The following is a 13204-nucleotide window of genomic DNA, read 5'->3' as shown; positions in this document are numbered from 1 at the left end:
ATGGGCGGCGCCGCCCGTCGCCGGTCAAGGGGCCAGGCAGGCGGCGAGCTCGGAGTGGTCGTACATCCAGAAGCCGTACCAGCCGAAGCTCACCCAGCGGTTGACCCGCCAGTAGCGGTAGTCGGTCTCGATGACCCACCCGGGGAACGACTCCAGCGGCGCGAGCGCCATCCGGGTGCCGGCGTACTGGTAGGTGCTGTCCGAGGCGGTCCCGCAGCGGGCGCCGCTGGTGCTGGTCACCGTCAGATCCGCGGCGGAGACGATGGTGGCGCCGTCGCACCTGACGACGTAGCTGCGGCGGTAGTGGTTGCTGACGGCGTCGGCGACCTGCCAGTAGCGGTAGCCGTCGGCGGAGCCGATCAGCCAGAACGTGTCGCCGCTGCCCACCCGGCTGTAGCTGCCGATCGCGGAGCAGGCCAGGGGGTCCGGCGCGGCGTGCGCGGCGGCCGGGGCGACGAGCACGGATGCCAGTGCCGCCAGTACGGCGGCGAACGCGAGCCTGAGTCTCATGCCACGCAAGGTAGGGCCTGCGGCCGCCGGGGCACATGCGCCCGACGCCTAGCCGACATCGAGCCCTCCGGCACCGCGCCGCAGCGAGCTAAGGTGCGATCATGACCGCCGCCCTCGACGCGCTCACCGCCGCAGGCCTCGACCATCGCGTGATCCGGCACGGGCCGGTGCGCAGCCTCGCCGAGGCCGCCGCGGCGCGCGGGGTGGAGGTCCCCGACGTCGTGAAGACGATCGTGGTGCGGCGCGGCCCCGACGACTACCTGTTCGTGCTGGTCCCCGGCGGCCGTGTCATCTCCTGGCCGAAGCTGCGGGCGCTGCTCGGCGTCTCGCGGCTGTCCATGCCGGACGCGGCCGAGGCGAAGGAGGCCACCGGGTACGAGCGCGGCACGATCACGCCGTACGGCTCGCGCAGGCCGTGGCCGGTGATCGCCGACGAGCGGCTGCGCGGCCGCGAGATCACCCTCGGCGCGGGCGAGCACGGCACCGCCGTCGCGGTCGACGCCGACGCCTCCGTATCCGGCCTGGCCGGCACCTGGTCCGACGTCACCGACCCCGAACCGGTCCCCTGACCCCGCAGGCGGCGGGCGGCCGGCAAGAAGGTTAAGAAGGTGCCCTTCCTCTACGGAAACCGTTAAGAAGGTGCCCTTCCTTTCATCGCCTGGGCTAGGCGGGTGACGGCTTCGGGGATGCGGGCGGGTGGGGTGGCGGCGTAGGTGAGGCGCAGGTGGGGGGCCGGGGGTTCGGCGGCGTACCAGGGGCGGCCGGGGAAGACGACGACGCCGTTCGCGGCGGCCGCGGCGGCCAGGGCGGTGTCGTCGGTGCCGTCGGGCAGGGGTGCCCAGAGGTGCAGGCCACCGCGCGGGAGCCGGGCCGGGACCAGGTCGGGCAGGTGGCGGGACAGGGCCGTCAGCAGGGCCTCGCGGCGGTCGCGCAGGGCGGTGCGCAGGGCGCGGCGGTGGCGGGTCCAGGCCGGGGAGGTGACGAACTCCAGGGCCGCCTGCTGCAGCGGGCCGGACACGAAGAAGTCGTCGAGCAGCCGGGCGGCGCGCAGCCGCGCCCCGGCGGGGCCGCGCGCGCCGATCGCGGCCACCCGCATGCCGGGCGCGGTCGACTTGGTGAGCGAACGCAGGTAGACGACGTGCCCGTCGGGGTCGTCGGCGGCCAGCGGCGCGGGCGGCTCGCCGTCGATGGTCAGGTCGCGGGCGTAGTCGTCCTCGATCAGGAACGCCCCGGCGGCGCGCACCGCATCGGTCACCTCGGCGCGGCGGGACGCGGCGAGGGTCGCGCCGTGCGGGTTGGCGTACAGCGGCTGGCAGTAGAACAGCCGCGCGCCGGTGCGGGCGAACGCCGCGGCGAGTTGGTCCGGGCGTACGCCGTCGGCGTCGGCGGGCACCGGCGCCACCCGCAGCCCGGCCGCCCGCGCCGCCGCCAGCGCGCCGAGGTAGGTCGGCGACTCCACGAGCAGCGTGTCGCCCGGCGCGGCCAGGGCGCGCAGCGCGGTGGACAGCGCGGCCTGCCCGCCGGGGCAGATCACCATGTCGTCGGCGCGCAGCCCGCCCCCGGCCTCGCGGGCGAACCAGTCGCGCAGGTCGGCCCGCCCCTCGACGGGGCCGCGCTGCCAGGCGGCGGGCTGGCGGGCGGCGCGGGTGAGCGCGGCGCCGAGCGCGGCGGCCGGCTGCAGGTCCGCGTCTAGGTATCCCCCGGACAGCGCGATCGCCCCGGCGGGCGGTGTCGCCAGTAACGCCTGCAGCTCCTGCTCGCCGGGCAGCGCCGCGCCGAGGGCGACCGTCTGCCAGGACAGGTCCGGGGCGCGGCGCTCGCCGGGGGCGGGCGCGGCGGCGAAGGTGCCCTTGCCGGGCCGTGCTTCGAGCACGCCCTCGACCGCGAGCTGCCGGATCGCCTCGGCCACGGTGACCGGGGAGGCCCGGTGCCGGGCGGTCAGCTCGCGCACCGACGGCAGCCGCGTGCCCGGTGCGGCCGCCAGCGCCAGCCCGCGCAGATCTTGGATAACGCGATCCGCTGCGTTACCGTTGTTCATGAGAGACAAGAGTAACGCTACTGCTCCGGATCCGGTAACGGCATCGGCCGACCCCGTCGGCGGCCTGGTCCTCGGCGCGCTGGGCGTGCTCGCGTTCAGCATGTCGCTACCGGCCACCCGCGTCGCCGTGCAGCAGCTCGATCCGTGGTTCATCGCGTTCGGCCGCGCCGTCGGCGCCGCCCTGCTGGCCTGGGCGTACCTGCGCTGGACCGGCGCGCCGCGCCCCACCCGCGCGCAGTGGCGGCGGCTGGCCGTGGTCGCCGCCGGGGTCGTGATCGGATTCCCGCTGTTCAGCTCGCTCGCGCTGACCACACAGACCGCCGCGCACGGCGCCGTCGTGGTCGCCCTGCTGCCCGCGATGACCGCCGTGTTCGCGGTGCTGCGCGCCGGGGAGCGCCCGTCGCCGCTGTTCTGGGCCGCCGCCGCGGCCGGGCTGCTGGCCGTGCTCGCGTTCCTGGTCGCGGGCGGCGCGGTGCGGGGCGCTCTCACGGTCGCCGACCTGTACCTGGTCGCCGCCGTGGTGCTGTGCGGGCTCGGCTACGCCGAGGGCGGCGCGCTGGCCCGCGAGCTGGGCGGCGCGCGCACCATCTGCTGGGCGCTGCTGCTGTCGCTGCCGGTCACGGTGCCGGTGACGCTGCTGTCCGCCGCCGCGCACCCACCGCATGCGGGCGCGGCAGCCTGGGCCTCGTTCGGCTACCTCACCGCGGTCTCCATGTTCCTGGGCTTCTTCGCCTGGTACGCGGGCCTGGCCCGGGGCGGCATCGCCCGGGTGGGCCAGATCCAGCTCGCGCAGCCGGTGCTGACGATGGCATGGTCGGCACTGCTGCTCGGCGAGGCGGTCACCCCCGCCTCGATCGGCGCCGCGCTGGTGGTGCTCGCCTGCGTGGCGGCGATCCAGCGCACCCGCCGCCCCGCCCTGACCCCTGCCGCCAGGAAGGCCTGACGATGTACACACCCGCCCACTTCACCGCCGACGAGTCCGCCGTACGCGAGCTGCTGGCCGGGCACGGCGCGGCGGACCTGGTCACCGCGACCGCCGAGGGCCTGGTCGCGACGACGCTGCCGCTGCTGTTCGACCCGGCCGCCGGGCCGCACGGCGCGCTGCTGGGCCACCTGGCCCGCAACAACGACCAGTGGCGCCGCCCGGTGCTCGGCGAGGCGCTGGTCATCGTGCGCGGCCCGGACGCCTACGTCTCCCCCACCTGGTACGCGTCGAAGGCCGAGCACGGCCGCGTCGTGCCGACCTGGAACTACGCCGTGGTGCACGCGTACGGCGAGCTGGTCGTACACGACGACCCGGCCTGGACCGGCGACCTCGTGCGCCGCCTGACCGACCGGCACGAGCAGGGCCGGGCGCACCCGTGGTCGGTCGACGACGCGCCCGCCGGGTACGTCGCCGGGCAGCTGCGCGCCATCGTCGGTGTCGAGCTGCGCATCAGCCGCGTCGAGGCGAAGTGGAAGCTCAGCCAGAACCGCCCACCGGCCGATGTGGACGGCGTCGTCTCGGGCCTGCGCGCCGAGAACGACCATCGCACCGCCGACGCGGTCGAGCAGGCCCGTCCCGTGCGCTGATCACCGGACTGCCGCGGCGGCGCCGCAGCGGCTAGCATTCGAGGCCCCGACGGCGCCATACCCCCGGAGCCCCCCATGACGCGCTCTGCTCGGCTGTTCATCCTGCTCGGCGTGGTGCTGGCCCTGATCGGCGGCGGTGCGTACGCCGCCGTGCGGGTCGCCCAGACGCGGGTGGACGAAGCCATCCCCCAGGTCGACCTGTTCGGCCCGAGCGACTCCCCGGAGCCGTCGGCGTCGCCGAGCCCCAGCCCGAGCCCGACGCCCCCGGCCGGGGCGGACATCACCGGCCCGCTGAACTTCCTCATCGTCGGCATCGACACCCGCGAGGCGCAGAAGGGCTCGCCGCCGCACGGCGACGTGGTGATGATCCTGCACGTCGACAAGACCCTCAGCAACGCGTACCTCACCTCGCTGCCCCGCGACCTGCTGGTGGACATCCCGGCGTTCAAGCCGTCCCGCTACGGCGGCGGCCGCAGCAAGCTGACCCACGCCATGACCTTCGGCGGGCGGGTGCCGGGCAAGAGCGGCACGTGGAACATCGCGCAGGGCTTCCAGCTCATGGCCAAGGCGGTCAGCGGCTACACCGGCATCAAGCGCTTCGACGCCGGCGCGGTCATCACGTTCCGCGGCTACACCAAGCTGATCGACGCGCTCGGCGGTGTGGACCTGTACGTCGACCAGAAGGTGGTCTCCCTCCACCGCCGCCCGGACGGCGTGCACCGCGCCGTCTGCCGCGGCTGCGAGCACGGCTACTCCGGGCCGCGCATGACCTACCACGTGGGCACCCGGCACATGACCGGCTGGCAGGCGCTGGACTACGCGCGCCAGCGCTACACCACCGGCGGCGAGTACACCCGCCAGCGCCACCACCGGCAGCTGATGAAGGCCATGCTCACCAAGGCGCTGAGCGGGGACGTGCTCACCGACCCGGCGAAGTTCGACGACATCGTGGCCGCGCTGGGCGCCACGCTGACCTTCGACGGCCGCGGCCGCAGACCCACGGAGTTCGTCTACGCCCTGCGCAACATCCGCCCCGCCAACCTGACCCTGGTCGGCCTGCCCGGCGGCGGCGTCTTCACCGGCGGCGGCTACCAGGGCGAACGCCTCGACGCCGTACAGAAGTCCTATTTCACCGCCCTGCGCGCCGACAAGCTCGCCGCCTGGGTCAAGTCCCACCCCAAACTCGTCAACACCCGCTAGGCAAAGGAAGGGCACCTTCTTATCGTTTTCCGTAGTAGAAGGTGCCCTTCCTAACCTCCGCGGAGCGGCGGCGTAGCCTGGCGCCGGTCGGGCCGGTACGCGTGGAGGGCGGGAGCATGGCGCAGCAGGTGGCGGTGCGGGCGGCGGGGCCGGGCGACGTGGCGGCGATCGTCGCGCTGGTCGAGTCGGCGTATCGCGGCGACAGCAGCCGGGCCGGCTGGACCACCGAGGCCGACCTGCTCGACGGCCGGCGCACCGACCACGAGGCGGTCGCCGCGCACGTCGCCGCCCCGGACAGCGTCATCCTGCTGACCGAGCGCGACGGCGACCTGCTGGCCTGCTGCCACCTGGAGCGCCACGACGACCACGCCTACTTCGGCATGTTCGCCGTGCGCCCCGAGCGGCAGGGCGGCGGCCTCGGCAAGGCCGTGCTCGCCGAGGCCGAGCGATACGCCCGCGACGAGTGGGGCGTGCCGCAGCTGCACATGACCGTGATCACGGTCCGCGCGGAGCTGATCGCCTGGTACGAGCGGCGCGGTTACGTCCGCACCGGGCAGACCAGCCCGTTCCCGTACGGCGACGAGCGCTTCGGCCTGCCCCGGCGCGCCGATCTCGAATTCGAGCTGCTGGTCAAGAAGCTCTAGGCGAACCACTCCTTGAGCACCGGCGCGACGGCCTCCGGCTTGAGCAGGTGCGTCTGCCCCGGCAGTGTGCGGTAGTCGGCCTGCGGCAGCGCCCCGGCCAGCGCCTTCGCGGCGTTGCGCATGTATTCGGGGCTCTTGCCGCCGTCCATGACCAGGGCGGGCAGCTGCGCCCCGGCCCAGCGCTCGGCGTTCAGCGGCCGTCCCGCGCCGGTGTCGCCGAGCACCCGGAAGTCGTACGGCAGCGTGTGCGCGACCCGCTTCAGCTTCGGCCAGTTCGGCATCAGCCGGAACAGCGCGACCAGGAACCCGGGCATGCCGACGGTGCGCATGAACGTGGCGACCGCGTCGCCGCGCCGCCCCTGCGCGATCATCGCATCCATCCTGTCCAGGTAGTCGTCCGGGCGCGGCTCGTGCGTGCCGTCGACGATGAACGGCGGCTCGTACACGGCCAGCCTGCGGATGCCGCCCAGCCGCGCGGCCGCGTCGCAGGCCAGCACCGCCCCGGACGAGATGCCGTAGAGGTAGACGTCCCCGCCCGCCTCCTTGATCAGCGCGTCCAGGTCCTCGACCTCGCGCTCGACGCTGTAGGGCGCGGTGTCGCCGGACTCGCCCCGGCCACGCCGGTCGTAGGTGTACACGGTGAACCGGTCGGCGAGCTGCCTGGCCAGCGGCCCGGCCGGGCCCATCCGCCGGAAGCACATCGCCCCGTCGACCAGGACCACCGCCGGGCCCTGCCCGGTCCTCGTGTACGCGATCGCGGTGCCGTCCGCGGAGATGACGCTGCTCATGGGGTGCTCCTTCGAAGTCATGCCGCGAACGTCCGGTCCAGCCAGGACCGCCACGCCGCATCGGGATCAGGCTCGGTGGGGGTGAACAGGTGGTGCATGGCGAGCATCGAGCCCTGGAAGCCGCGCACGAAGCGCAGCAGCGCGTCCGGGGTGCGCACGCCGAGCGCGTGGGCGCTGACGTGGTAGACCGTGCCGGTGAGCGCCGCGCCGTCCACGGTCAGCGCGACCGGGTCGCCGGGCCGGGGCCCGTGCGCCAGGCCGAGCGCGCCGTGCAGCGCCGCCCAGGCCCGCGGCCAGTCGGCCACCGCCGGGCCGAACACCGTGACCGGCCGGGCCGTGCGGCCCCGGAACCAGGTCAGATACTCGCCGAGGGTGCCGTAGAACAGGGCCAGTCCCAGGCCCATCGCCTCGAACTCGTCGGCCCAGTCGTCGCCGGGCAGGAAACCACTGGTCACGGTACGCAGCACGGCGCTGCCGCCGGCCCGTGCCTCGATGAGGAACTCGTAGGCCACGAACCGGCCCTCGGCGTCGGGCGGCTCGGCGTAGGCCAGCCGCCGTCCGGGCTCCCACGCCGTGATCGGCAGCGTCGGGGCATACCCCCCGAAGACGGTGCTGACCGCACCCTGCCGTCCGGGCGCCACCTCGTTGCGGCCCATGAACCAGGAGTCGATGCCGGGGCCGGTCGCGATCGCCGCCCAGATCTCCTCCGGCGTGGCCTCGACCGGCAGCTCGTGCCGGACCTCGAAGTTTTTGCCCATCTCAGTCCTCCTCCGCCTGGCGGGTCACGCTGGGGTGCACGGCGACGATCACCCGGTGCTCGCGCCCGCCCTCGGCCTGCTCGTCGTGATACTTGCTCACCAGGCCCGCGACGGCCGACGCCAGCTCCTCGGCGAACGCGGCCCGGTCGGCCGGGCTCGCGAACCGGACCGTGCCGTCCATCGCGAACGTGGCCAGCCGCTTCTTCGCCCGCGCCGCGCCGGTGAGCAGCTCGCCCACGTCGCGGACCAGGCGGGCGGCCAGGGCCAGCAGCCAGCGGGCGGACAGCCGGTCGGGGGCGCGGTCCGGGTCGGGCTGCACCGCGGACAGCGCGATCGGGGAGATCACGTAGGACGCGGCGGTGGCCTGGAGCACGCGCTCGGTGACGTTGCCCTTGCGGCGCTCCTCCACCAGCTCGACCAGCCCGTGCCGCTCCAGCTCGCGCAGGTGGTAGTTGACCTTCTGCCGGGGCTGGCCGATCCGCGCGGCCAGGGTGGTGGCCGAGCCGGGCTCCACCAGGGCGGCCAGCAGCCGGGCCCGGATCGGGTCCAGCGACGCCTCGGCCGCGGCCGGATCGTCGATCACCGCAACATCGAACATGCCCACACCCTGCCACCGACAAATTTTTTTGTCAAGCCCCGGCCTGCGGTCCGGCACCACCCGACACGGCGGCGTGGCGCGGCCGGAGCGCGGAAACGGACGAACGCGCCAGCCCCGGAACCCTCGCCCCCGGCGAAGGTCAGAAATCCCACAGCGGAGCAGGAATCAGGCGAACCCCCACCCGCCCGGCGTTAGCGTCGAGGCATGACGAACCCGATCGCCGATATCAGCGTGCCTGAACTCGCCCGGCAGATCGCGCGGCTGGAGCGTCAGGATGTCGACCGCGGCGCGCTCGACGCGTGCACCCTCACCATGGAACTGCGCCACCAGTACCGCCGCGCTCTGCTCGCCCGTGACCAGGCGGCCCTGTCCCTGGTCGCCCGCGAGCGCTGGACCGCGGCCGACGTCGCCGAGGTCATCTGCGGCCACCGCTCCTGCGCGCCCCGCGCCGCGGCCATCCTGGCCTGGACCGGTCTCACCCCGGACGGCGGCACGGAACGTGACCTGGCCGAACGCCAGCTGGTCGCGACGCAGCTGCGCGAGCTGCTGTCCCTGGCGTACGACAAGGCGCTGCGCCTGCTGCCCGCGCTGCGCATCGGCGGCGATCTGCCCGACGACCCCGAGGAGCGACTGGCGCAGACCGCGCACCGGCTGCGCTTCGTCGACGGCTACCGGGCCGCCAACCAGGCCTCCCGCATCCTGTTCGCGGCGATCCTGGTGCACCACCACGGCTGGCCGCTGCCGGACGTGGCCGAGCTGGGCGCGGTGACGCCCGACGAGGTCCGCGCGGCACTGGCCGCGGCCGAGGCGAGCCCGCCGTCCGATGCCGACAGCGGCCTGCTGGCACAGCTCGCGCTGCTGGACGGGGTCCTTGAGACGAACACCGAACGGCTGCTGGCCGTACGCGAGCGGGCCCTGTCCGACAGCCTCGCCGACGGCGTGCCGGAGCGGGTCGTCGCGGCCCACATCGGCCTGCCGGAGCAGGAGCGCTCCGCCGCCCACTGCCCCGCCTGACCGGCGTTAGGAAGGGCACCTTCTACATCGGAAAGCGATAAGAAGGTGCCCTTCCTTTCGTCACAGGGGTTTGGCGTAGCAGACGGAGAGGTCCCAGCGGTCGTAGGGCGGGTAGTTGGGGATGCGGGTGAAGCCCGCGCGCTCGTACACGGTGATCGCGTCGGGCTGGCGGACGCCGGTCTCCAGCTTGAACAGGCGCGCACCGGTGCGGGCGGCCAGCTTCTCGGCCTCGGGCATGAGGCGGCGGGCGATGCCGCGGCCGCGCCAGGCCGGGTCGACGTACATGCGCTTGAGCTCGGCCTCGCCGCCGTCCAGCGGCTGCACCGCGCAGCAGCCGATCGCCGCGCCGCCGGCGAGCACCAGCAGGAAGCGGGCGGCCTGCCGGACCTGCGGATGCTCGAAGTCGATCTCCTCGGGGTAGCGGGCGTCCAGCTCCGCCCGCAGCGCGGCGATCAGCGGCGCCAGCCGCGGGTCGTCCGGCGCCACCTCGGCGATCTCGATGGTGGTGGTGTCCGTGCTCATCATCACCGTGCTCCCAGCAGCAGTTCCAGTTGGTTGTCGACCGCCGCGACCAGCAGGTCCGGCGGGTAGAGGGCGGGCGTGGCCACGCCGCACAGCGCCAGCCCCTCCAGGAAGGCGACCAGCCCGCGGGCCCTCAGCTCCAGATCAGGCGGGGGTACGGCGTACGCGTCGCGCAGCAGCCCGGTCAGCCGCCGGATCCAGGACTCGTGCCGGACGGTGTGCTCGGCCAGCATCACCGGGTCGGTGCGCGCCGCCATCAGGAACGTGGCCCAGATCGTGGAGTTGAGCCGCCGCTCCTCGTCCAGCGGCACCCCCTCCAGCGCCACCGCCCGCAGCCGCGCCCTCGGGTCGCCGGGATCGGGCAGCGCGTCGATGCGCGCCGCCATGCGCCGGTGCATGACGGCCCTGGCGTGCAGGAGCAGCGCGTTCTTGTCGCGGAAGTAGTGCGCGACCCGCCCGGTGGTGCAGCCGGCCGCGTCGGCGACCGCGCGCAGCGTCAGCCCGTCCAGGCCGTGCTCGCCGACCACCTGCCACACGGCGGCGGACAGCTGCTCGCGCCGCTCGTCATGGTCCACCAGCCTGGGCACGCGCCCTCCCTTTCCGTAACAGCTGTTACGTAACAGACGTTACGTTAACAGCTCCGGCGTGCGGCCGTCCAGGGGGTATCCAACTGCTGGTGGTTGAGTGAGCTTTGGCGCGCTCCAGCGTGCGCTGGCGTGCACGGCCCGGTCGATATCTGCGCGCGATGACGGTCTTGTCGTACGGGTCGCCTAGCCTGCTCGTGTGTCCGATGCGGCTGGTGGGGTGGTGGTGCAGGCGTACCGTTTCGCCCTGGACCCGGCCCCGGCGCAGGACCGTGACCTGCACCGGCACGCCGGTGCGGGCCGGTTCGCGTTCAACTGGGCCCTAGCTGCGGTGCGCGCCAACCTCGGCCAGCGGGCCGCCGAGCGCACCTACGGCCTGGACGGCGAGCAGCTCACCCCGGCTTTGGGCTGGACCCTGCCCGCCCTGCGCCGCGCCTGGAACACCGCCAAGCCTCAGGTCGCGCCGTGGTGGCCGCAATGTTCGAAGGAGGCGTTCAACACCGGACTGGATGGTCTGGCGCGGGCCTTGGGCAACTGGTCGGCGTCGCGGTCGGGCCGCCGTGGCGGGCCCAGGGTGGGGTTCCCGAGGTTCCGGTCCCGGCGGCGGGTGACGCCGTCGGTGCGGTTCACCACCGGCACGATCCGCGTCGAGGACACCCGCCACCATGTGACCCTGCCCAGGCTGGGCCGCATCCGCACCCACGAGTCGACCCGCAAACTCGCCCGGCGCCTGCACGCGGGCACCGCCCGGATCATGTCGGCCACCGTCCGGCACACCGGCGGGCGCTGGCACGTGTCGTTCACCGTCGAGGTCACCCGCACCGTCCGTGCCCCCGCCCGCCCCCAGGCCACCGTCGGAGTTGACCTCGGCATCGCCAACCTGGCGGCCCTGTCGACAGGGCAGATCGTGCCCAACCCCCGCCACCTGAACCAGGCACAGGCGCGGCTGCGCGCCGCCGCCCGGACCCTGTCCCGGCGGCAGGGCCCGGACCGGCGCACCGGACAGCGGCCATCGGCCCGCTGGCGGCAGGCCAAAGCCCGCCTGGCCCACGCGCACGCCCGGGTGGCGAACCTGCGCGCCGACGGCCTGCACAAACTCACCACCACCCTCGCCGCGACCTACGGCACGATCGTGGTCGAGGACCTCAACGTCGCCGGGATGATCCGCAATCGGCGTCTGGCCCGGCACATCGCCGACGCCGGCTGGGCCACCCTGCGCCGGCACCTGGAATATAAGACCACCTGGAACGGCGGGCGGCTCGTGGTCGCCGACCGGTGGTTCGCCTCCTCGAAGACCTGTTCATCCTGCGGCGCAGTGAAACCCAAGCTGCCGCTGCGGGTACGGACCTACACCTGCGAGCATTGCGGCCTGTGCCTGGACCGTGATCTGAACGCGGCGATCAACCTGCAGCAGTACGTCGCCCGGAGTGGCCGGGAGACGCAAAACGATCGTGGAGTCGACCGTGAGACCACCCTCGTGGTGGCAGGTGGCTGTGAAACGACCACCCCGCACCACCCTGGTGGATCAGACGGGGACCGTCGGCCGGCAACGGCCGACTGCAACACGAGTGCTCGCTAGAGATCACGCAATTGCAACGGTATGCTGCTCGCGGCGTGTGCCCGTACGCCATACCTCCTGACCGGCGCCCCACGCGCACCGGCGGCGCGGAGGCGAAGGTGACCGTCTCATCACGGGCGTGACCGCTCGTGCAGCCGCGACACCTCCGGCAGCGACGGACGCGTCACCGGCGTGGGCGGGGCGCAGGGCCGTCGCGGAGGACACCGTCATGACCGCACGCAGGAACTTCAAGAAGCTCGTCCGGGAACGCATGGCCCGCACCGGCGAGGCGTACTCCACCGCCGCCCGCCACCTGACCGGCCCGCCCGTCCCCGGTTCGCACCGCGACTCCGTGCTGACCGGGCACCTGCTCGCCGCCGCCGGGCAGCCCCTGTCCGAGCCGCTCGTCTGCGGCCTCGGCGGCGGGATCGGCTTCATGTACGCCGTCTTCGAGTACGCCGCCGTGCCGCACCCGCTGCTCACCATCGTCGCCCAGCACCACCCCGAGCCGTGGGCGCCCGCCGCGCTCGGGCGGCTCGGCGTCGCGTACACGCAGACCACCGGCACCTCGGCGAAGGCGGCGCTGGACCGGCTGCGCGCCGCGCTCGGCGACGGCCGGCCCGCGCTGTGCACCGTCGACCGCAGCCGGCTGCCGTGGCAGTCCGCGCCCCAGTTCAGCTCCGCCGAGCCGTACCCGGTCGCCGTCATCGCCCTCACCGGCGACCTGCTCACCGTGCTCGACCCGCCGTACGGCGTCCGCGAGCTGGACCTCGCCTCGTTCGCCGCGGCGTGGACGGCGCACCGCCAGGGCCGCCACCGGCTGCTGGCCGTCACGGGCGGCCCGTCCACGGTGGACCTGCGGGCGGCGGCGCGCGATGCGATCACGGTGACGGTCGGGCATCTCACCGGGCCGGTGCTGGGCAACAGCTTCGACGTCAACTTCGGCTTCTCCGGCATGGCCGGGCTCGCCGCCGAACTGCGCGACACCCGCACCCGCAAGGGCTGGTCACAGCGCTTCGCCTCCCCCGCCGCCCGCGAACAGGTGGCCCGCCGCCTGCCCGAATGCCTGGAGCGCGAGTACACGGCCCCCGGCGCCACCCGCCCCCTCTACGCCGCCTTCCTCGACGAAGCCGCCACCCTGCCCACCGGCCCCACCCCAGCCCAGGCCCCAGATGCGGACCGCCTGGGCACGGATGCCGGACCGGCCCCGGACGCGCTACGCCGTGCCGCGGAACTGTTCCGCGACTCCGGCCGCACCTGGTCCGCCCTCGCCGCACACGCCGCGTCCGCTCCCGACGCCGACCTGCGCACCTGGTGCGACGAGGCCGCCGACCTGGTCGACGCCGCCCTCACCACCGAACGCACCGCCGCCGCCCTCCTCACCCCGGCGGCCTAGATCCACCGACTTGCCTGGCACC

The 13204-nt window shown here is 74.1% G+C and carries 15 protein-coding genes; 8 read left to right on the top strand and 7 right to left on the bottom strand.

Translation table 11 applies throughout. From position 1 onward, the window contains the following. Positions 1 to 24: 24 nt before the first annotated feature. Positions 25 to 510: a hypothetical protein gene (locus tag CS0771_RS15005; protein WP_212841541.1), complete on the bottom strand. Its 486-nt coding sequence runs from the start codon at positions 508 to 510 to the stop codon at positions 25 to 27. Positions 511 to 611: 101 nt separating this feature from the next. On the opposite strand from CS0771_RS15005, the gene CS0771_RS15000 reads away from it, so the two are divergent. Continuing rightward, positions 612 to 1079, top strand: coding sequence for an aminoacyl-tRNA deacylase (locus CS0771_RS15000; protein ID WP_212841540.1), 468 nt, complete (start codon positions 612 to 614; stop codon positions 1077 to 1079). A 62-nt stretch (positions 1080 to 1141) separates the two neighbouring features. Here the strand turns inward: CS0771_RS15000 and CS0771_RS14995 are convergent, their stop codons facing one another. After that, a complete protein-coding gene (locus CS0771_RS14995) occupies positions 1142 to 2548 on the bottom strand; it encodes a PLP-dependent aminotransferase family protein (RefSeq protein ID WP_212841539.1) in 1407 nt (468 codons plus the stop codon). Between CS0771_RS14995 and CS0771_RS14990 the strand changes: the two genes are divergently transcribed. The 4 genes from CS0771_RS14990 to CS0771_RS14975 all read left to right on the top strand — a co-directional run bounded on the left by CS0771_RS14990 (position 2547) and on the right by CS0771_RS14975 (position 5964). Continuing rightward, positions 2547 to 3491, top strand: a complete 945-nt coding sequence (locus tag CS0771_RS14990; RefSeq protein WP_212841538.1) for a DMT family transporter — start codon at positions 2547 to 2549, stop codon at positions 3489 to 3491. The genes CS0771_RS14995 and CS0771_RS14990 overlap by 2 nt on opposite strands. A 2-nt stretch (positions 3492 to 3493) precedes the next feature. Next, positions 3494 to 4120 (top strand): FMN-binding negative transcriptional regulator, encoded by a 627-nt coding sequence (locus CS0771_RS14985; RefSeq protein ID WP_212841537.1) that lies wholly within the window; start codon positions 3494 to 3496, stop codon positions 4118 to 4120. 75 nt (positions 4121 to 4195) lie between these two features. Beyond that, positions 4196 to 5320, top strand: coding sequence for an LCP family protein (locus CS0771_RS14980; RefSeq protein ID WP_212841536.1), 1125 nt, complete (start codon positions 4196 to 4198; stop codon positions 5318 to 5320). Positions 5321 to 5436: 116 nt separating this feature from the next. Continuing rightward, positions 5437 to 5964, top strand: a complete 528-nt coding sequence (locus CS0771_RS14975; RefSeq protein ID WP_212841535.1) for a GNAT family N-acetyltransferase — start codon at positions 5437 to 5439, stop codon at positions 5962 to 5964. Here CS0771_RS14975 and CS0771_RS14970 read toward each other — a convergent pair. Genes CS0771_RS14970 through CS0771_RS14960 form a run of 3 tightly spaced genes read right to left on the bottom strand, consistent with a single transcriptional unit; the run spans position 5961 to position 8108 of the window. After that, the gene (locus CS0771_RS14970) at positions 5961 to 6752 is read right to left on the bottom strand and encodes an alpha/beta fold hydrolase (protein WP_212841534.1); all 792 of its coding nucleotides are present in this window, start codon (positions 6750 to 6752) and stop codon (positions 5961 to 5963) included. The genes CS0771_RS14975 and CS0771_RS14970 overlap by 4 nt on opposite strands. Positions 6753 to 6769: 17 nt before the next feature. Beyond that, positions 6770 to 7510, bottom strand: coding sequence for an SRPBCC domain-containing protein (locus tag CS0771_RS14965; protein WP_212841533.1), 741 nt, complete (start codon positions 7508 to 7510; stop codon positions 6770 to 6772). Position 7511: 1 nt separating this feature from the next. After that, on the bottom strand, positions 7512 to 8108 hold the full coding sequence (locus CS0771_RS14960) for a helix-turn-helix domain-containing protein (protein ID WP_212841532.1): 597 nt from the start codon (positions 8106 to 8108) through the stop codon (positions 7512 to 7514). 204 nt (positions 8109 to 8312) lie between these two features. Between CS0771_RS14960 and CS0771_RS14955 the strand changes: the two genes are divergently transcribed. Then, entirely contained in the window at positions 8313 to 9122 is an 810-nt protein-coding gene (locus CS0771_RS14955; RefSeq protein ID WP_212841531.1) for a hypothetical protein, read from the top strand. 60 nt (positions 9123 to 9182) lie between these two features. Here the strand turns inward: CS0771_RS14955 and CS0771_RS14950 are convergent, their stop codons facing one another. Both CS0771_RS14950 and CS0771_RS14945 read right to left on the bottom strand, forming a co-directional pair. Continuing rightward, positions 9183 to 9647: a GNAT family N-acetyltransferase gene (locus CS0771_RS14950; protein WP_212841530.1), complete on the bottom strand. Its 465-nt coding sequence runs from the start codon at positions 9645 to 9647 to the stop codon at positions 9183 to 9185. Further along, positions 9647 to 10231, bottom strand: a complete 585-nt coding sequence (locus tag CS0771_RS14945) for a TetR/AcrR family transcriptional regulator (protein ID WP_203745311.1) — start codon at positions 10229 to 10231, stop codon at positions 9647 to 9649. Before CS0771_RS14945 ends, CS0771_RS14950 begins: the two co-directional genes overlap by 1 nt. 196 nt (positions 10232 to 10427) lie before the next feature. Between CS0771_RS14945 and tnpB the strand changes: the two genes are divergently transcribed. Beyond that, positions 10428 to 11807 carry an IS607 family element RNA-guided endonuclease TnpB gene (gene tnpB, locus CS0771_RS14940; RefSeq protein WP_212841529.1) on the top strand — a complete coding sequence of 460 codons (1380 nt, stop codon included), beginning with the start codon at positions 10428 to 10430 and terminating at the stop codon, positions 11805 to 11807. 208 nt (positions 11808 to 12015) lie between these two features. Then, complete coding sequence (locus tag CS0771_RS14935; RefSeq protein WP_212841528.1) at positions 12016 to 13182, top strand: BtrH N-terminal domain-containing protein; 1167 nt, start codon at positions 12016 to 12018, stop codon at positions 13180 to 13182. The last annotated feature ends 22 nt before the right edge of the window (positions 13183 to 13204 follow it).

The sequence above is a fragment of the Catellatospora sp. IY07-71 genome, from assembly GCF_018326265.1.
In the GTDB taxonomy this organism is placed as follows: Bacteria; Actinomycetota; Actinomycetes; order Mycobacteriales; family Micromonosporaceae; genus Catellatospora.
This window is presented reverse-complemented; position numbering and strand designations above follow the sequence as displayed.